We start from the raw sequence: 16,215 nt of genomic DNA on the forward strand, positions 1-16,215 counted from the left end.
CGAACGTTCCTGCATGAGCACGCGCCGATGAACCGCGGTTCGAGTTCGACCACCCCAACCACGAGCACGCTTCGCGTCATGAACGCGAAGCGTGCCGCCGCGATCTGGCTCGCGCTCGCGGTGGTCGCGCTCGTCGTGTTGATGGCGTCGCTCGCACTGGGCAGCGTGGCGCTTGCGCCCGGCCGCGTGTTGGCGGCGCTGATGCCCTCGTCCACGGCGCCTGGCGGGTCCGCCGATCTGACCGCCGAGATCGTTCGCACGCTGCGTTTGCCGCGCGCATTGGCGGGCTTCGCATGCGGCGCGTTGCTCGCGTTGGCCGGCGCGCTGCTGCAAGTGCTGTTGCGCAATCCGCTGGCCGAACCCTACGTGTTAGGCGTGTCAGGCGGCGCGGCGACGTTCGCCCTCGTCGCGATGATCGCGGGTGTGGCGTGGTGGATCGTCGACGCCAGCGCATTCGCCGGCGCGTTCGTGTCGATCCTGCTGGTGCTCGGCCTCGCGCGCCGCGAGCTGTGGCGCGGCGAGCCGCAGGATACGTCGCCGCGTTTGCTGCTGACCGGCGCGGTGACTGCGGCGGGCTGGGGCGCGCTCATCACGTTGCTGCTGAACCTCGCGCCCGACAATCGCTTGCGCGGCATGCTGTTCTGGCTGACCGGCGATCTCAACGGCGGGGCGATGCCGTGGACGGCGCTCGCCGTGCTCGCCGTCGCGCTGCTTGCGATCGTGCCCGCCGCGCCGCGGCTCAATGTCCTGTTGCGCGGCGATGCCGCCGCGCAAGCGTTGGGCGTCGCCGTGGTGCCGCTGCGCTTGCGCGTGTACCTGGTGGCGTCGCTGGCGGCGGCCGCGGCAGTGACCACCGCGGGCACGATCGGCTTTGTCGGCCTCGTGGTGCCGCATATGCTGCGGCTCGCGTTCGGCAACGATCAGCGCATGCTGCTGCCCGCCGCGGCGCTCGGCGGGGGCGTCGCGGTGATGGGCGCCGATCTGATCGCGCGCACCGCGATAGCGCCGGCGCAGTTGCCGGTCGGCGTGATCACCTCGATCATCGGCGTGCCGGTGTTTCTGTGGATGCTGCTGCACAGGCGCCGATGATGAAAGCACACGACGCCTCCCACGCCGCGCTCAGCGCGCAACGTCTGACCTTGCGTGCCGGCACGCGCACCTTGCTCGAAGCGTTCACGCATACGTTCTACGAAGGCGAACTCTGGTGTGTCGCCGGCCCGAACGGCGCGGGCAAGACGACGCTGCTCGCCACGCTCGCGGGTCTGTTGCAACCGTCGGCGGGTCAGGTCGAACTCGACGGCGTGCGCCTGGCCGACTGGCAACCGCTGCCGCTCGCGCAACGCCGCGCGCTGATGCCGCAGAGCGCAGCGGACGCGTTCAGTGCGAGCGTGCTCGACATCGTGATGCTGAATCGCTTCCCGCATCTGACGGGCTGGGGCTGGGAGCGCGAGGCCGATCGCGACGCCGCGCATGCCGCGCTGGAATTGCTGGGCCTCGCCGCATTCGCCACGCGCGACGTGTTGTCGCTCTCGGGCGGCGAGCGTCAACGCGTGGCGCTCGCCGCGGTGTTATGTCAGGACGCGCCGTTGCTGCTGCTCGACGAACCGCTGTCGCATCTCGATCTGCACCACCAGATCGATTGTCTCGAAGCGCTGGGCGTGTGGGCGCATGAGCCTGGGCGTACAGTGCTGTTTTCCTGTCACGATCTGAACCTCGCGCGCCGCTTCGCGACCCATGCGCTATTGCTCGACGGTGACGGCGGCGCTTACGCCGGACCGGTGCACGACGTGCTGACCCCCGCGCTGACGAGCCGCGCATTCGGCTATCCATTGATCCTGATTCGCGACGGCGAACACGAGGCGCTGATTCCCGCGCCGCGCTGAGCGCTTTGTCAAAACCTTCCTTTTAAAAAACCTTATGACTTCCTCGCCACGCTCGTCGGGATTATTCGAAGTCGAACCGCTCGATCAAACGCTGCGCGACGACCTGCAACACATCATCGACACCAAGACCAAGCCGCCGGGCAGTCTTGGACGGCTCGAGGCGCTCGCGCGCCAGATGGGCCTGATTCAGCGCACGACGCATCCCACCGTCGAGCGCCCGGCGCTGATCGTATTCGCCGGCGACCACGGCATTGCCGATGAAGGCGTGAGCCCCTATCCGCAAGCGGTGACCGCGCAGATGGTCGCGAACTTCCTGGCTGGCGGCGCGGCGATCAACGCATTGAGCCGCGTTGCCGGCATCGAGCTCGAAGTGGTCAACGCCGGCATTGCGACACCGTTGCCGTCGTCGGAAGGTCTTGTCGACATTCCGGTCGCGGCCGGCACGCGCAACTTCGCGCGTGAACCCGCGATGACCCGCGACGAGGCGCTGGCCGCGATGCAGGCGGGCGCGGCGCGCGTGCGGCATCACGCGGCGCTCGGCAGCAACGTGATCGGGTTCGGCGAGATGGGCATTGCGAACACCTCGTCGGCCGCCTGTCTGATGAGCCGTTTGTGCAACGTGCCGATCGAGGAATGCGTCGGCCGCGGCACCGGTCTCGACGACGCGGGGCTCGCGAAAAAGCGCGACGTGCTCGCGTCGGCGCTCGCCCGTCACGCCGTTTCCTCCGATCCGCTCGACGTGCTCGCGACCTTCGGCGGCTTCGAGATTGCGATGATGGCGGGCGCATATCTCGCGGCGGCGCAAGCGCGCATGACGATTCTGGTCGACGGCTTCATCGCCAGTTCGGCCCTGCTGGTCGCCGATGCGTTCGCGCCGAACGTGCGCGAGTACTGCGTGTTCGCGCATGCGTCGAACGAGGCGGGGCATCGGCGCATGCTCGATCATTTCGGCGCGCAGCCGTTGTTGTCGCTGGATATGCGCCTCGGCGAAGGCACCGGCGCGGCGCTCGCGGTGCCGCTGCTGCGCGCGGCGGCGGCGTTCGTCAACGAGATGGCGAGCTTCGAATCGGCCGGCGTCGCGAATCGCGATGCGTGATCCATCGTCTCGAAACCTGCCTCCGGCCCACCCATGAATCCGCTCGCCGAACTGCGCTATTTCTTCACCGCGCTCGGTTATTTCACGCGCGTGCCCGTGCCGCGCTGGGTCGGTTATGAGCCGCACTATCTGCATGCGGCGGCGCGTTATTTTCCGCTCGTCGGTTTGTTGGTCGGCGGATCGAGCGCGCTGGTCTATCTCGCGGCGCTGCGTGTGTTTCCAGCGGGGGTCGCGGTGCTGTTGTCGATGGCCGCGTCGCTGCTGGTCACCGGCGCGTTTCACGAAGACGGTCTCGCCGATTGCGTCGATGCGTTCGGTGGCGCCTATACGCGCGAGAACGTGCTGCGCATCATGCACGATTCGCGCATTGGCGCGTTTGGCGCGATCGCGCTCGTGATCGCCCTGGCGCTGAAGTGGCAAACGCTTGCCGCGTTGCCGCCGATGCGCGCCGCGGGCCTGATGATCGGCGCGCACGCGGCGAGCCGCGCATTCGCGATCAGCTATCTGGCCACGCTCGACTACGTGCGCGCCGAAGGCAAGGCCAAACCGGTCGCGCAGCGCCTTTCCGCGCCCGCGTTGCTTTGCGCGGCGCTATTCGGCTTGCCGTGGTTGCTGTGGTCGAATGGACCTGCTTCAGCGGATTGGCGTTTCGCGGCCGTGACGCTGCTCGTCCTGGTGGCGCTGCGCTTCGCAATGGGCCGTTATTTCGTGAGACGACTCGGCGGCTATACCGGCGATTGCCTCGGCTTCGCGCAGCAGGTCTTCGAATTGAGCATCTATCTCATGGGGCTCGCATGGATATCGTCCTGATTCGTCACCCCGCCGTCGTGGTCGATGCCGGCGTCTGTTACGGCCAAAGCGACGTCGCGCTCGTCGAGGATGCCGACGTGTCGTCGGCGGCGCTCGCGTTGCGGCTCGCCGCGTTGCAGGTGCCGGCGCCGCGCGTGTTGATGTCGAGTCCGTCGACGCGCTGCTCGGCGCTCGCGGCGGCGATGTCGAACGATTTCGGCTGCGCGCTCAGTCACGACGATCGTCTGAAGGAGATGAACTTCGGCGACTGGGAAGAGCGGCGTTGGGATGCGATCGATCGCGAGTTGCTCGACGACTGGGCGGCCAACTTCGAGCACGCGCGGGCGCACGGTGGCGAAAGCGTGACGCAATTCGTCGCGCGGGTGCGCGCGTGGTTCGACGCGTTCGCGCAAACGCGCGAGCTGACGCCGGCTTACGTGGTCACGCATGCGGGCGTCATGCGGGCCATCGCGTCGCTGGTGCTGGACGTGCCGTTGGAGCGCTGTCTGCGGTGGTCGCTCGATATGACCGGGATTGTCTGGCTGCGCCGCGATGACGAGGCGCGGCAGTGGTCGTTGGTGCGGTGGAATGCGTGAGCGGATTCGAGCAACGATTAGTCCGTGCCAACGCCGCATTCAAATCGCGCCACCTCGTTTTGATTTGCGTGCCACTTTTCTGGGAAATTTGTCACGATATCGCGTTTCGTGCCACTTTATGCCATTGGATCTGGCACGAAATCCGTGTTCCGTGCCATAATTCTTGGAAAGGTGGCGCTATTTCGTGCTAATCGCGCCACTTTGACTCCACGGTGGCGCGCATGAACAGCAATGGCATCAAACAGGAACTGGATCTGATCGAGCAGCTCATCGCCGCAAGCGCTGAGGGCCAAGGCGTGCGCGCGCTCGCCGCGGCCGTTGCCGCACGCGGGCGAACCATGCCCCGGCGCACGCTGCAACGCCGGCTCGACGGGCTGCTCGAAGCCGGCCGCATCGGCTCGGAAGGCGCGGGACGGGCGCTCGTCTACACGCGAGTGCCCGCTGCCAGCGACGCCGTTCTTCCGGCGCAGCCCACCGGCAGCGCAAGCACCGCGAGCGAGGCTTACGTGCCGGTCTCGAGCGACGGCCTCGAAGTGCGCGCGGAGGTGAACCGGCCGCTCCACGAACGGCGGCCGGTCGGCTACAACCGCGCATTCCTGGAGCGCTATCGTCCGAATCAGGACGCTTATCTGTCGCAGTCACAGCGCGAGCGGCTTCACGAGTGGGGGCGCACGTCGGCGGATGCGCGGCCGGCGGGCATTTATGCGCGCGACATCATGGGCCGGCTTCTGATCGATTTATCGTGGGCGTCGTCGCGGCTGGAGGGCAATACCTACACGCGGCTCGACACGGTGCGGTTGATCGAGCAAGGGCAGATCGCGGAGGGCAAGGACGCGCAGGAAACGCAGATGATCCTGAACCACAAGGCCGCGATCGAAATGATCGTTGAGAGCGCCGACGAGGTGGGCTTCAACCCTTTCACCGTCCTGAACCTTCACGCGATCCTCTCCGACAACCTGATGTCGGACCCGTTCGCGAGCGGTCGCTTGCGCGTGCGCGAAGTGGAGATCAGCGGCACCGTGTTTTTTCCGCTCGCCGTGCCGAAGCAGATCGCGGAATGCTTCGAGGCGCTGCTGAACAAGGCCGCGCAAATCGACGATCCCTTCGAACAGGCTTTTTTCAGCATGGTGCACCTGCCGTACCTGCAACCGTTCGAGGACGTCAACAAGCGGGTCTCGCGTTTGGCCGCGAACATCCCGTTGATTCGCGAGAATCTGTGTCCGCTATCGTTCGTGGACGTTCCGCGGAAGGCGTATATCGAGGGCACGCTCGGCGTCTACGAAACCAATCGCGTCGATCTGTTGCGCGACGTTTTCATGTGGGCCTACGAGCGTTCGTGCCAGCGCTATCTGGCGATTCGCCAATCGATCGGCGAGCCGGACGCATTTCGGCTCAAGTACCGCAATGCGTTGATACAGGTGGTGCAGGAGGTGATTCGCGGCGGCCTCGCGGGCTCGCGGAGCGAGATTGAAACACTCGCGCGCGAGCGGGTGAGCGCGGGCGACCTGTCGTCGTTTGTCGACGCGATCCAGTCCGATCTCGATCACCTTTATCCCGGCAATGTCGCGCGTTACAGGCTTCGGCTATCCGAGTTCGAACACTGGCCGTTCAAGCGCGCCGAGACCGCGTTACGTTGATGTCATTTCCGGCGTGAGCGCGCCACTTCGAGGTCTTCGCACAGTTGCCTTGCGCCCTGAGCGATACGCGGCGCCGGCCGGTTGATCAGATCGCCGTCGATGGCGAACAGGTTGTTGTTCGCCACCGCGCTCAGGCTCGGCCAGGCGCGCCATGCGCCGAGCTGCGGCAACGTGGTGTCCGGTCTGGTCGCGCCGGGCGCGGCCGTGACGATCGCTTCCGGGTTCGCGGCCAGCACCGCTTCGGTCGAGACGGTCGGCACCAGCGGTTCGAGCTTGGCGAATACGTTGCGGCCTCCGCATAGCGCGATCACGTCGCTGACCATGTGCTCGCCGTTGAGCGTCATCAACGGTTGATCCCACACCTGATAGAACACGCTGACGGGCGGCCGGCTCGCATATTGCGCGCGCAATCTCGCGATGTCCCGGCGGTATTCGGCCGCCGCTTTATCCGCAGTGGTTGAGGTGCCCAGCAATTGCCCGAGCCTGGTCAGCGACACGGCAATGTCGTCGAGATGATGCGGCTCGCTGAAGTACAACGGCACGTGCATCTCGCGCAGCCGATCCAGTTGACGCTGCGCATTGCCATGCCGCCACACGACGATCAAATCGGGCTTCAACGCGACGATGCGTTCCAGGTCGAGCGCCTTGTTGTCGCCGACGCGCGGCACTTGCTTCGCTTCAGGCGGATAGTCGCTGTAGGAGACGGCGCCGACCAGTTTCGCGCCGCCGCCCGCGGCATACAGCAACTCGGTGACGTGCGGCGCCAGGCTGATTACCCGTTGCGCGGGAGCGGCAAGGGTGACGCCGGCGCCGGTGTCGTCGGTGACGGTGATCGCGGCGTGGGCGTGCAGCGTGGCAACGCAGAAGAAGACGGTGAGGGCGAAGCGGGTCATCGAGTGGCGGCGCGTTGGTCGCGCGAGGCGGGTGAATCGGACAACGGTTCCTGTTATTCGCATCGTTGGCTTTGATCCGCTGTCATGCGGAATCGATCTCTCGAACCGCTTCGCGCAAGCTCTCGTCGAAGCGCGTCCATTCCGGTTCGTTCGCGGGCAGGCCGACACGCACGCTGCCCGACGGCGTGAACAGCCGCGTCCACACGCCGCGCCGGGCCAACGCTTCGTGCAAGGCGGCGGCGCGTGCATCGTCGGTCCATGCGAAGAGTGGCGTGCCGCAGGTATTCAGACCTTGCGCATGCAGCAGTTTCACGAGGCGCGCGCTTTCGGCATCGAGCCGCGCGCGCATCTCGCGTTGCCACGTCTCGTCGTCGAACGCGGCTTTGACGGCGTGACGCGCCGGACCGCTGACCGTCCACGCACCGAGCGTGCGGCGCAACGCATCGAGCAACGCGGGCGCGGCGAGCACGAAACCCGCACGCACGCCGGCGAGGCCGAAGAATTTGCCCGGCGAGCGCAGCACGATCAAGCCGTCGCGATTCGTGCTGGCCGCGAGCGATTGCGAGGGCATCGTATCGGCGAACGCTTCGTCGACGAGCAACGTGCCGCCGCGCGCGCCCAATTGCGCATGCCAGTGCAACAGCTTGCCGGCGCTCAGATGCTCGGCGGTGGGATTGTTCGGATTCACGATGGCGACATGCGTGAGCGCGTCGGGCAAGGTTTCGCGGGACGCGTCGAGCGGCATGACCTCATGGCCGGCCCGCTCGAAAGCGGGCGCGTATTCGCTGTACGTGAGCGCCGCGATGCCGACGCGTGCGCGTGGCAGCAGCGAGGGCAGCGCGCGAATCGCCGCCTGGCTTCCGGCAACGGGCAGCACATGTTCCGCGTCCGGCGCGCCGTAATAGCGCGCGGCGCAGGCGGCGAAGCCGTCGCCTTCGTCGGGGAGACGGCGCCAGGCATCGGCGGGAACGGGCGGCACCGGATAGCCGTGCGGATTGATGCCCGTGGACAGGTCGAGCCACTGCGCGTACGGAATGCCATACCGTTGCGCCGCTTCGTGCAGATTGCCGCCGTGAACCACGGCATGGATGGCAACGCCGCCGGCGGTGATTGAATCAGGCATTCGATCAGCCATGAAACGGCACGCTCAGCAACGCCAGCACGATCAGCACCGCCAGCCAGAGGACGAGCGTGCGTTCGACCAGCATCAATGCCGCCACGATGTGAGCGGCTTTCGCCGGATGTCCGAAGCCGAGCGTCGGCCTGTCCTCGAGCACGCCGTGATAGACCGCCGGCCCGCCGATCAACACGTTCAGGCTGCCCGCGCCCGAGGCCATGACCGGTCCGGCGTTCGGGCTGTCCCAGCGCGCAGCCTGCTCGCGCCAGCAGCGCCATGCGGTGCGCGTGTCGCCCAGCAGCGCGTAGCTCGCCGCGGTCAGCCGCGCGGGAATCCAGTTGAGCACGTCGTCGAGGCGCGCGGCCGCCCAGCCGAAGCGCAAATAGCGCGGCGTGCGATAACCCCACATCGCATCGAGCGTGTTGGCGAGACGAAACGCGAGCGCGCCCGGACCGCCCGCGATGGCGAACCAGAAGAGCGCGCCGAAGATCGCGTCGTTGCCGTTTTCGAGCGCCGATTCGACGGCGGCGCGCGAGAGCGCGGCTTCGTCGGCCTGACTGGTGTCGCGCGACACGATGCGTGAAGTCAGCAAGCGCGCCTGCGCGAGATCGCGTTGCGTGAGAGCCTGCGCAATCGGCGCGATGTGATCGTGCAGGCTGCGTGCGCCGAGCGCGAACCACAACAGCACGACATGCACCGCGCAGGCCGCGAAAAACGGCAGCGCCGCGACGAGCCACCAGGCGATCAACACGGGCGGCATGACCGCCAGCGACCACGCGAGCAGTCCCTTGAGCCGCAAGCGCCGGCCGCGGTTATAGCGCGCTTCGAGCCGCATCGCCCATTTGCCGAAAACCACCAGCGGATGCGCGGTGCGCGGCTCGCCGAACCAGCGGTCGACGACGACGCCCGCAGCCGTCAGCGTGACGATGAGAGGCAGCGACAGCATCACGCGCCGCCGGCTGTTTTCAGCGCGAGCGGCAAGCCCGCGACCATCATCGTGACGTGGCGGCTCAACGCGGCGACGCGCTGATTGAGCCGCCCGAGTTCGTCGACATAGAGGCGCGTGGCCGCGCCGAGCGGCACCACGCCGAGGCCGATTTCATTGCTGACCACGATGAGCTTGCCTCTTGCGTTGAAGAGCGCCGTTTCGAACGCGGCGAAATGCGCCTGATAACGGTCGACGGGCAGGCCGTCGCCTTCGGGCGGACACAGCAGGTTGGCGAGCCACAGCGTCAGGCAGTCGATCAGAATGCAGTGGCCGGGCGCGTCGAGTTGCGCAACCGCGCCAGCGAGATCGACGCTCGCTTCGTGCAACCGCCAATGCGCCGGACGCCGCTCGCGATGATGCGCGATGCGCGCGCTGAATTCGGCGTCGCCGGACACACGCGCGGTGGCGATGTACGTGACGGGCAGGGCGCTGTCGCTCGCAAGCCGTTCGGCGTGCACGCTCTTGCCCGAACGGGCGCCGCCGAGAACGAAGGTGAGGTCGCGGGAAGTCATCGCGTGATTGTACCGGCGCGATGGGATAATGCCGCGTTCAAGCGCGCGTTGCCTCGTGGCCGCGTGGGCCGATGCGTCGCCGGCTATCGCGCCGTTGTTCGCCGCCGCGTTGCTGCGAAGTTGCCGCTTCATGTGTTCTTCACCGCCGAGCCCGACATTCACGTGACCACCACTCCGACCCCGCATGACGCCGCACCCGTGCCGCGCGGCACGCTGATGATTCAGGGCACCACCTCCGATGCGGGCAAGAGCACGCTGGTCGCCGGATTGTGCCGGCTCGCGCGCCGCGCCGGGGTGCGGGTCGCGCCGTTCAAGCCGCAGAACATGGCGCTCAACAGCGCGGTGACGGTCGACGGCGGCGAGATCGGCCGCGCCCAAGCCCTGCAGGCGGTAGCCGCCGGCATCGCCGCGCACACCGATCTGAACCCGGTGCTGCTCAAGCCGACGAGCGACCGCGGCGCGCAGGTGATCATCCACGGCAAGGCGCGCATGAATCTCGATGCGCGCGCGTATCACGACTACAAGCCCATCGCGTTTGAAGCCGTGCTGGCATCGTATGCGCGTCTGCAGGCGGCGTACGACACGATTTTCGTCGAAGGCGCGGGCAGTCCCGCCGAGATCAATCTGCGCGAACGCGACATCGCCAACATGGGTTTCGCGGAAGCCGTCGATTGCCCCGTCGTGCTGGTGGCCGACATCGACCGCGGCGGCGTGTTCGCGCATCTGACCGGGACGCTCGCGTGTCTGTCGGCAAGCGAGCAGGCGCGGGTGCGCGGCTTCATCATCAACCGTTTTCGCGGCGACGTCGGTCTGCTGAAGCCGGGGCTCGAGTGGCTCGAGGCGAAGACCGGCAAGCCGGTGCTCGGCGTCGTGCCCTATCTGCACGGACTCACGCTCGACGCGGAAGACATGCTGCCGCCCGAATTGCGCGCCGCGAACAGCGACGCGGGGCGCATGCTGCGCGTGGTCGTGCCGGTGCTGCCGCACATCAGCAACCACACCGATTTCGATGCGTTGCGCGCGCACCCCCAAGTCGATTTTCATTATGTGCGCAGCGGCACGCCGCCGCCGTCCGCCGATCTGATCATCTTGCCCGGCTCGAAGAACGTGCCGGGCGATCTGGCGTTTCTGCGCGCGCAAGGCTGGGATGCCGTGCTGCAAAGGCATCTGCGCTACGGCGGCCGGGTGATCGGGATTTGCGGCGGCATGCAGATGCTCGGGCGCGAAGTGGCCGATCCGCATGGCGTGGAAGGCCCGCCGGGCACCTTCGCGGGCCTCGGCTGGCTCGATTACTCGACGGTGCTCACGCGCGAGAAGACGCTGAAGAACGTGACCGGGCGCCTCGCGTTGCCCGGCTCGCCGGCGGTGGCCGGCTATGAGATTCACATGGGCGAGACGCAAGGCCCGGCGCTGGAGACGCCGGCGCTGCGGTCGGTGCAATCGGTGCAACCGGTGCAACGGGACACGGCGCATGGGATGCAAGAGGCGCACTCCGACGGCGCGTTTTCCGCCGATGGCCAGATTCTCGCCACCTACGTGCACGGTCTGTTCGACACGCCCGCCGCATGCGCCGCGCTGCTTGCGTGGGCCGGTTTGAGCGATGCCGCGGCGATCGACTATCCGGCGCTGCGGGAGGCGTCGCTGGATCGGCTGGCGGATACGCTCGCCGAGCATCTTGATCTTTCGAAGCTCTTTGCGGCGATCGGGTGATTTGGACTCGGGTGAGCGTCGGCGATTAGATCTTCACGGGAAATAATCAAAGCCTGAGTGGCGGTTTTTCGCTGCATCCGGTTCGAATACAGTCCTCGTGTTAGCGGCCGGTCGCCGGCCGCTTCTCTTTCAAGGATCCCTCATGAACCCGAATCGCTCCGCCGACCTGGCCGCTTTCCTCCTCCGGCTCGCCCTGGGCGTGCTTTATCTCGCGCACAGCCTGCAAAAGATCTTCGTTTTCACGCTGCCCGGCACGGCGCAGTTCTTCGTGTCGCTCGGCCTGCCAGGATGGCTCGGCTACGTGACGGCGTTCGTCGAACTGATCGGCGGCATTGCGCTGCTGCTCGGCGTGCAGGTCCGCTGGGTCGCGCTGGTGCTGCTGCCGTTCATGCTCGGCGCGACGTCGCAGCATCTGCATAACGGATGGGGTTTCGCGTCGCCGCACGGCGGATGGGAGTATCCGGCGTTCTGGGCGGTGACCTTGGTGGTGCAGTCGCTGCTCGGTGGCGGCGTGCTGGCGCTGGGTGGGCAGAAGGCGGGGCGCATGGCGGCTGCTTGATGCTTTGGGTGACGGTGGTTTTGATCGGCGCCTCCAACGCGCCCGCGCCCTGAACCGCGAGACAACAAAAAGCACGCGCCGTGAGGCCGCGTGCTTTTTCCAATGGCGCCTTGCCGCGCCGCCCCTATCCGCCGATCAGTACAGCACGATCTGCGTGCAGCGAAACAGCGCCATCGTCTTGCCGTCGGGATCCGTGACCGTGGCGTCCCACACCTGTGTGCTGCGCCCCAGATGCACACCCTTGGCGACCGCGCGGATCGTGCCTTCGGTGGTCGTCCCAAGAAAATTGCTTTTCAGCTCGATGGTCGTGAAGTTGCGCGCGGTCGGCGGCAGATGCGCGAGGCAGGCATAGCCGCAAGCGGTGTCGGCGAGGCCGATCACCGTGGCGGCATGCAAAAAGCCGTTCGGCGCGAGCAATTCGTCGCGCACGGTCAACTCCGCGGTCAACGTGCCTTGCTCCAGCGACAGCACATGCACGCCCAGCAAGCCCGGCAGCCTGCCCTCCTGGCGTTCGTGCAGACGCTCCACGGTGTATTCAGGGCGAAGTTTGCTCATGAAATTCGGTCCTCGAAGGAAAATCGGCGCTGCCGGAGTGATCAATTAGCCGTTGCAGGGCTTCGGCCCCGCTGCATTTGTCGATATTATCAACGGCTGGATCGGCGGGTGAACCTGAATCCGGTCAGGATCGGGGCTCATCGGCGCAAGTCAGAGCAAACAGCGCGGCAAACCGGCTGGCAGTGTCCAGCCTTCTTTCCGGGAGAATTCATGACGGTGATCGTGGTGGCGAATCCGAAGGGCGGCGTGGGTAAAAGCACGTTGTCGACCAATCTGGCCGGCTATTTCGCGGCGTCCGGCGAATGGGTCGCGCTGGCCGATCTGGACAAGCAGCAGTCCGCGCACGCCTGGCTGTCGCTGCGGCCCGACACGCTGCCGGCCATCGAAACCTGGGAAGTCGACCCCGAGACTCCGGCCAAGCCGCCGCGAGGATTGGAGCACGCGGTCGTCGACACGCCGGCCGGCTTGCATGGCAATCGGCTGGGTATCGCGCTCGATCTGGCCGACAAGGTAATCGTGCCGCTGCAGCCGTCGATGTTCGATATTCTCGCCACGCAAGAATTTCTTGAGCGGCTGGCGAAGGAAAAGGCGGTCAGGAGAGGCGCGATCGAGATCGGCGTGGTCGGCATGCGGGTCGATGCGCGCACGCGCTCGGCGGAGCAGTTGCACCGCTTTGTAGAAGGTTTGAAGCTGCCGGTGCTGGGTTATCTGCGCGACACGCAGAATTACGTGCAACTGGCCGCGCACGGCCTGACCTTGTGGGACGTCGCCAAAAGCCGCGTGGAGAAGGATCTGGAGCAGTGGCAGCCGATCCTCGAATGGACCAGCAAGACGGGCAAGAGGGCTTGAGGGCAAAGAGCAGGCGGCGTGGCCGCCCGCTGCATGTGGCTGCGTGGCGTTGAGAAGCGGCGCGAGTGAACTACGGCCTCAAGTCCAGTTTTGCGTCGGCACGTGATCGCGGCTGCCCTTGATCTTGTTGTGCTCGTCGACGAACACCAGGTCCGGCTTCCAGCCCGCCTTCAGTTCCGCTTCATCGACCACCGCGAACGCCGCGATGATCACCAGATCGCCGAGCTGCGCGCGCCGTGCGGCCGAACCGTTCAGCGAAATCATGCCGCTGCCGCGTTCGCCCTTGATCGCGTAGGTCGAGAAACGCTCGCCGTTGTTGATGTTCCAGATGTCGATGCGTTCGTTTTCGACGATGTTCGCCGCTTCCAGCAAATCCTCGTCGATCGCGCACGAGCCTTCGTAGTGCAGTTCGCAATGCGTGACCGCGACGCGGTGGATCTTCGACTTCAGCATGTTGCGTTGCATGACCAATCCCTTGTGGCTTCCTGTCCGTTTCTACGCGACGTAAGACGATTTCAGATTTCGAGGTTGTCGATGAGGCGAGTCGTGCCGAGCTTGGCGGCGGCCAGCACCACCAGTTCGGCGTTGGCGTCTTGCGGTCCCGGCGGGAGCAGATTCGAGCGCTTGCGCACCGCGACGTAATCGGGCTGCCAGCCGCGCGCGGCCAACGCCGTCATCGCCGCCTGTTCGAGCTTGGCGAAGTCGCGCTCGCCGGACAGCACCGCGTCGCGCACACGATTGAGTTCGGCGGCCAGCCTCGGCGCCTCGGCGCGCTCGGCGGCCTGCAAAAAGCGGTTGCGCGAGCTGAGCGCGAGGCCGTCGGCGTCACGCACGGTTTCGGCGGCGATGATGTCGGTGGGCAGCGCGAACTGATGGCACATGCTGCGCACGATCATCAACTGCTGGTAATCCTTCTTGCCGAACACGGCGACGCGCGGCTGCACGCACGACATCAGTTTCATCACCACCGTGCACACGCCCTGGAAGAAGCCGGGGCGGAATTCACCTTCGAGAATGTCGCCCAGATCGTGCGGCGGATGCACGCGGTACTCCTGCGGCTCCGGATAGAGGTCTTTTTCCGTCGGCGCGAACAGCACGTAGACGTTTTCCTTTTGCAGCTTCTCGATATCGGCTTCGAGCGTGCGCGGGTATTTGTCGAAGTCCTCGTTCGGGCCGAACTGCAGCCGGTTGACGAAGATGCTCGCCACCACCGGATCGCCGTGCTGACGCGCGAGACGCATCAGCGACAGATGGCCTTCGTGCAGATTGCCCATGGTCGGCACGAAGGCGGTGCGATTCTGGCCGCGCAACTGGTCGCGCAATTCATGGATCGAGCTGATGACTTTCATGATCGGACTGGAAATTCCTGGCGCGACGCGAGACTGGGTTGGTGCGAAAAATCAGCTTTTCGCGCGGCCCGCCGCCTCACTGGTGATGAAAGGTTCGGAGCGCGGGATTGTAGTGGATTTGCGCCGCTGGCGCACCGGAACGAGGCATGCGGGCCGCGCGTGGTGCACGGATCGGCGCATGGCTCGCGGCTTCATGCCGGCAGATAGGCAAGGCGCACATAGATCGGCGCGAACGGCTCGGCCTGAGTGATTTCGACGAGCGACTCGCGGCACAGTTCGAGCACGGCAATGAAATTCACGACCACCACCGGCACGCCCTTGCTCGTGTCGAACAGGTCGGCGAACTCCATGAAGCGCGCGTTCTGCAATTGCCGCAGGATCGAGCTCATATGCTCGCGCACCGACAATTCCTCGCGCGAAATCTTGTGATGCTGAACCAGCTTGGCGCGCTTGATCACGTCGGCCCACGCGGCGCGCAGGTCTTCGCTGTTCACGTCCGGAAAGCGCGGCGTGATGCTTTGCTCGATATAGACCTCGGCGCGCAGGAAGTCGCGCCCGAGCTGCGGCAACTGGTCGATGCGCTGCGCGGCGAGCTTCATCTGCTCGTATTCCAGCAGGCGGCGCACCAGTTCCGCGCGGGGGTCCTCGGCTTCCTCGCCGCTGTCCGCCTTCTTCACCGGCAGCAGCATGCGCGACTTGATCTCGATCAGCATCGCGGCCATCAGCAGATATTCCGACGCGAGTTCGAGATTGGTCTGGCGCAACTGCTCGACGTAGCCCAGGTACTGCACCGTGACGTCCGCCATCGGAATGTCGAGCACGTTGAAGTTCTGCTTGCGGATCAGGTACAGCAACAGATCCAGCGGTCCTTCGAACGTTTCGAGAAACACCTCGAGCGCGTCCGGCGGAATGTACAGGTCGGTGGGCAGCTTGAAGAGCGGCTCGCCGTACAGGCGAGCGAAGGCGATGCCGTCGACGGTGTCCGGCGTCGAGTCGGTGGTGGGCGCGGCAAGCGCGGCGTCGCCGGCGGCCGGCCGTGCGCCGTGTGCCTCGTCGGCGTGACTCACGCGCTTAGAAGTTTTGATAGTACGAGTAAGGCGTCTGTTCGACGCGCGAGGCTTTCTGCTCGGCGCGTTCTTCCAGGTCGATCGGCTGTTTGTCCCACAGCAGCGCGCGGCCGCGGCGTTGTTCGGCCTCGAGGCTGGGCTTCTGTTGCTTGAGCTGGTTCAGGAACTGGGTGATGTCCGATTGATACATGGCTCGACGTCCGTGGTGTGGGAAATGGCGGCGGCCTGGCAGTAAGAGGGGAGCGGCGCCGCAGCTATTCCATAATTTTACCGCATGCGCCGCGCGCGGACGAAAAACGGCGGCCGCGCGAGAGGGCGGTATGCAAGAATTCCTGGAACCCGCGCGGCGCGGGGCGCGTCAAAGGCGGGCATCGCCGATACGGCGGCGTCTGACGCATGACACGGTATTTGGCGTGCATTCCGCGAGCCGATCGGCGCGCGCGGCGTTGGGCCGACGGCATCACGCAATGCGCATGCGCTGAGCGCCCATGCGCTGCGGCGTCGGGCGAACGCTTGTGAACCGATTGCGCGACGTCGCCGATGTGGTCAAATAGCGAGCTTCGGCCGCCGCGGCGCGCCTGAGCGACAGAATTCATCAACCACGTCCGGAGGATT

Annotated in this window: 18 protein-coding genes; 9 read left to right on the plus strand and 9 right to left on the minus strand. The window is 66.1% G+C overall.

Annotated features, from left to right (window positions below):
* Positions 1-27 precede the first annotated feature (27 nt).
* The 6 genes from BUE39_RS28215 to BUE39_RS28240 all read left to right on the plus strand — a co-directional run bounded on the left by BUE39_RS28215 (position 28) and on the right by BUE39_RS28240 (position 6,001).
* Entirely contained in the window at positions 28-1,089 is a 1,062-nt protein-coding gene (locus BUE39_RS28215; protein WP_073431961.1) for a FecCD family ABC transporter permease, read from the plus strand.
* Positions 1,086-1,883, plus strand: a complete 798-nt coding sequence (locus BUE39_RS28220; RefSeq protein WP_073431962.1) for an ABC transporter ATP-binding protein — start codon at positions 1,086-1,088, stop codon at positions 1,881-1,883. Before BUE39_RS28215 ends, BUE39_RS28220 begins: the two co-directional genes overlap by 4 nt.
* Before the next feature lie 34 nt (positions 1,884-1,917).
* Complete coding sequence (gene cobT, locus BUE39_RS28225) at positions 1,918-2,979, plus strand: nicotinate-nucleotide--dimethylbenzimidazole phosphoribosyltransferase (protein WP_073431963.1); 1,062 nt, start codon at positions 1,918-1,920, stop codon at positions 2,977-2,979.
* Between the two features lie 33 nt (positions 2,980-3,012).
* Positions 3,013-3,789, plus strand: a complete 777-nt coding sequence (locus tag BUE39_RS28230) for an adenosylcobinamide-GDP ribazoletransferase (RefSeq protein ID WP_073431964.1) — start codon at positions 3,013-3,015, stop codon at positions 3,787-3,789.
* Positions 3,774-4,364 (plus strand): alpha-ribazole phosphatase, encoded by a 591-nt coding sequence (gene cobC, locus BUE39_RS28235; RefSeq protein WP_073431965.1) that lies wholly within the window; start codon positions 3,774-3,776, stop codon positions 4,362-4,364. Before BUE39_RS28230 ends, cobC begins: the two co-directional genes overlap by 16 nt.
* Positions 4,365-4,585: 221 nt before the next feature.
* Complete coding sequence (locus BUE39_RS28240) at positions 4,586-6,001, plus strand: Fic family protein (protein WP_073431966.1); 1,416 nt, start codon at positions 4,586-4,588, stop codon at positions 5,999-6,001.
* A gap of 2 nt (positions 6,002-6,003) precedes the next feature.
* On the opposite strand, the gene BUE39_RS28245 is transcribed toward BUE39_RS28240, so the two are convergent.
* The 4 genes from BUE39_RS28245 to cobU all read right to left on the minus strand — a co-directional run bounded on the left by BUE39_RS28245 (position 6,004) and on the right by cobU (position 9,511).
* Entirely contained in the window at positions 6,004-6,894 is an 891-nt protein-coding gene (locus BUE39_RS28245; RefSeq protein ID WP_073431967.1) for a cobalamin-binding protein, read from the minus strand.
* 82 nt (positions 6,895-6,976) lie between these two features.
* Positions 6,977-8,017, minus strand: coding sequence for a threonine-phosphate decarboxylase CobD (gene cobD, locus BUE39_RS28250; RefSeq protein ID WP_090518854.1), 1,041 nt, complete (start codon positions 8,015-8,017; stop codon positions 6,977-6,979).
* A 4-nt stretch (positions 8,018-8,021) separates the two neighbouring features.
* Positions 8,022-8,957, minus strand: a complete 936-nt coding sequence (gene cbiB, locus BUE39_RS28255) for an adenosylcobinamide-phosphate synthase CbiB (RefSeq protein WP_073431969.1) — start codon at positions 8,955-8,957, stop codon at positions 8,022-8,024.
* Positions 8,957-9,511, minus strand: coding sequence for a bifunctional adenosylcobinamide kinase/adenosylcobinamide-phosphate guanylyltransferase (gene cobU, locus BUE39_RS28260; protein WP_073431985.1), 555 nt, complete (start codon positions 9,509-9,511; stop codon positions 8,957-8,959). The genes cbiB and cobU overlap by 1 nt, the downstream gene beginning before the upstream one ends.
* 216 nt (positions 9,512-9,727) lie before the next feature.
* On the opposite strand from cobU, the gene BUE39_RS28265 reads away from it, so the two are divergent.
* Both BUE39_RS28265 and BUE39_RS28270 read left to right on the plus strand, forming a co-directional pair.
* Positions 9,728-11,221: a cobyric acid synthase gene (locus BUE39_RS28265; protein WP_073431986.1), complete on the plus strand. Its 1,494-nt coding sequence runs from the start codon at positions 9,728-9,730 to the stop codon at positions 11,219-11,221.
* A 142-nt stretch (positions 11,222-11,363) separates the two neighbouring features.
* The gene (locus tag BUE39_RS28270) at positions 11,364-11,780 is read left to right on the plus strand and encodes a DoxX family protein (RefSeq protein ID WP_073431970.1); all 417 of its coding nucleotides are present in this window, start codon (positions 11,364-11,366) and stop codon (positions 11,778-11,780) included.
* Positions 11,781-11,915: 135 nt separating this feature from the next.
* On the opposite strand, the gene BUE39_RS28275 is transcribed toward BUE39_RS28270, so the two are convergent.
* A complete protein-coding gene (locus BUE39_RS28275; protein ID WP_073431971.1) occupies positions 11,916-12,335 on the minus strand; it encodes a PaaI family thioesterase in 420 nt (139 codons plus the stop codon).
* Positions 12,336-12,545: 210 nt separating this feature from the next.
* On the opposite strand from BUE39_RS28275, the gene BUE39_RS28280 reads away from it, so the two are divergent.
* Positions 12,546-13,184: a ParA family protein gene (locus BUE39_RS28280; protein ID WP_073431972.1), complete on the plus strand. Its 639-nt coding sequence runs from the start codon at positions 12,546-12,548 to the stop codon at positions 13,182-13,184.
* A 78-nt stretch (positions 13,185-13,262) separates the two neighbouring features.
* Here the strand turns inward: BUE39_RS28280 and panD are convergent, their stop codons facing one another.
* The 4 genes from panD to BUE39_RS28300 form a co-directional block, all read right to left on the minus strand.
* Positions 13,263-13,649 carry an aspartate 1-decarboxylase gene (gene panD, locus BUE39_RS28285; RefSeq protein ID WP_073431973.1) on the minus strand — a complete coding sequence of 129 codons (387 nt, stop codon included), beginning with the start codon at positions 13,647-13,649 and terminating at the stop codon, positions 13,263-13,265.
* A 50-nt stretch (positions 13,650-13,699) separates the two neighbouring features.
* Positions 13,700-14,533, minus strand: coding sequence for a pantoate--beta-alanine ligase (gene panC / locus BUE39_RS28290; RefSeq protein WP_073431974.1), 834 nt, complete (start codon positions 14,531-14,533; stop codon positions 13,700-13,702).
* A gap of 191 nt (positions 14,534-14,724) precedes the next feature.
* Positions 14,725-15,600 carry a segregation and condensation protein A gene (locus BUE39_RS28295; protein ID WP_073431975.1) on the minus strand — a complete coding sequence of 292 codons (876 nt, stop codon included), beginning with the start codon at positions 15,598-15,600 and terminating at the stop codon, positions 14,725-14,727.
* 4 nt (positions 15,601-15,604) lie between these two features.
* Positions 15,605-15,790: a DUF3460 family protein gene (locus tag BUE39_RS28300; RefSeq protein ID WP_073431976.1), complete on the minus strand. Its 186-nt coding sequence runs from the start codon at positions 15,788-15,790 to the stop codon at positions 15,605-15,607.
* Positions 15,791-16,215 lie beyond the last annotated feature (425 nt).

The organism is Paraburkholderia terricola, assembly GCF_900142195.1.
GTDB classification, from domain to species: domain Bacteria; phylum Pseudomonadota; class Gammaproteobacteria; order Burkholderiales; family Burkholderiaceae; genus Paraburkholderia; species Paraburkholderia terricola.

Coding starts and splice junctions, on each gene's coding strand:
- BUE39_RS28215 (WP_073431961.1), top strand. CDS start 28: ATGAACCGCGGTTCGAGTTCGACCACCCCAACCACGAGCACGCTTCGC.
- BUE39_RS28230 (WP_073431964.1), top strand. CDS start 3,013: ATGAATCCGCTCGCCGAACTGCGCTATTTCTTCACCGCGCTCGGTTAT.
- cobD (WP_090518854.1), bottom strand. CDS start 8,017: ATGCCTGATTCAATCACCGCCGGCGGCGTTGCCATCCATGCCGTGGTT.
- BUE39_RS28265 (WP_073431986.1), top strand. CDS start 9,728: ATGATTCAGGGCACCACCTCCGATGCGGGCAAGAGCACGCTGGTCGCC.
- panC (WP_073431974.1), bottom strand. CDS start 14,533: ATGAAAGTCATCAGCTCGATCCATGAATTGCGCGACCAGTTGCGCGGC.
- BUE39_RS28240 (WP_073431966.1), top strand. CDS start 4,586: ATGAACAGCAATGGCATCAAACAGGAACTGGATCTGATCGAGCAGCTC.
- cobC (WP_073431965.1), top strand. CDS start 3,774: ATGGATATCGTCCTGATTCGTCACCCCGCCGTCGTGGTCGATGCCGGC.
- BUE39_RS28220 (WP_073431962.1), top strand. CDS start 1,086: ATGATGAAAGCACACGACGCCTCCCACGCCGCGCTCAGCGCGCAACGT.
- BUE39_RS28300 (WP_073431976.1), bottom strand. CDS start 15,790: ATGTATCAATCGGACATCACCCAGTTCCTGAACCAGCTCAAGCAACAG.
- panD (WP_073431973.1), bottom strand. CDS start 13,649: ATGCAACGCAACATGCTGAAGTCGAAGATCCACCGCGTCGCGGTCACG.
- BUE39_RS28270 (WP_073431970.1), top strand. CDS start 11,364: ATGAACCCGAATCGCTCCGCCGACCTGGCCGCTTTCCTCCTCCGGCTC.
- cobT (WP_073431963.1), top strand. CDS start 1,918: ATGACTTCCTCGCCACGCTCGTCGGGATTATTCGAAGTCGAACCGCTC.
- BUE39_RS28245 (WP_073431967.1), bottom strand. CDS start 6,894: ATGACCCGCTTCGCCCTCACCGTCTTCTTCTGCGTTGCCACGCTGCAC.
- BUE39_RS28280 (WP_073431972.1), top strand. CDS start 12,546: ATGACGGTGATCGTGGTGGCGAATCCGAAGGGCGGCGTGGGTAAAAGC.
- BUE39_RS28275 (WP_073431971.1), bottom strand. CDS start 12,335: ATGAGCAAACTTCGCCCTGAATACACCGTGGAGCGTCTGCACGAACGC.
- cbiB (WP_073431969.1), bottom strand. CDS start 8,957: ATGCTGTCGCTGCCTCTCATCGTCACGCTGACGGCTGCGGGCGTCGTC.
- cobU (WP_073431985.1), bottom strand. CDS start 9,511: ATGACTTCCCGCGACCTCACCTTCGTTCTCGGCGGCGCCCGTTCGGGC.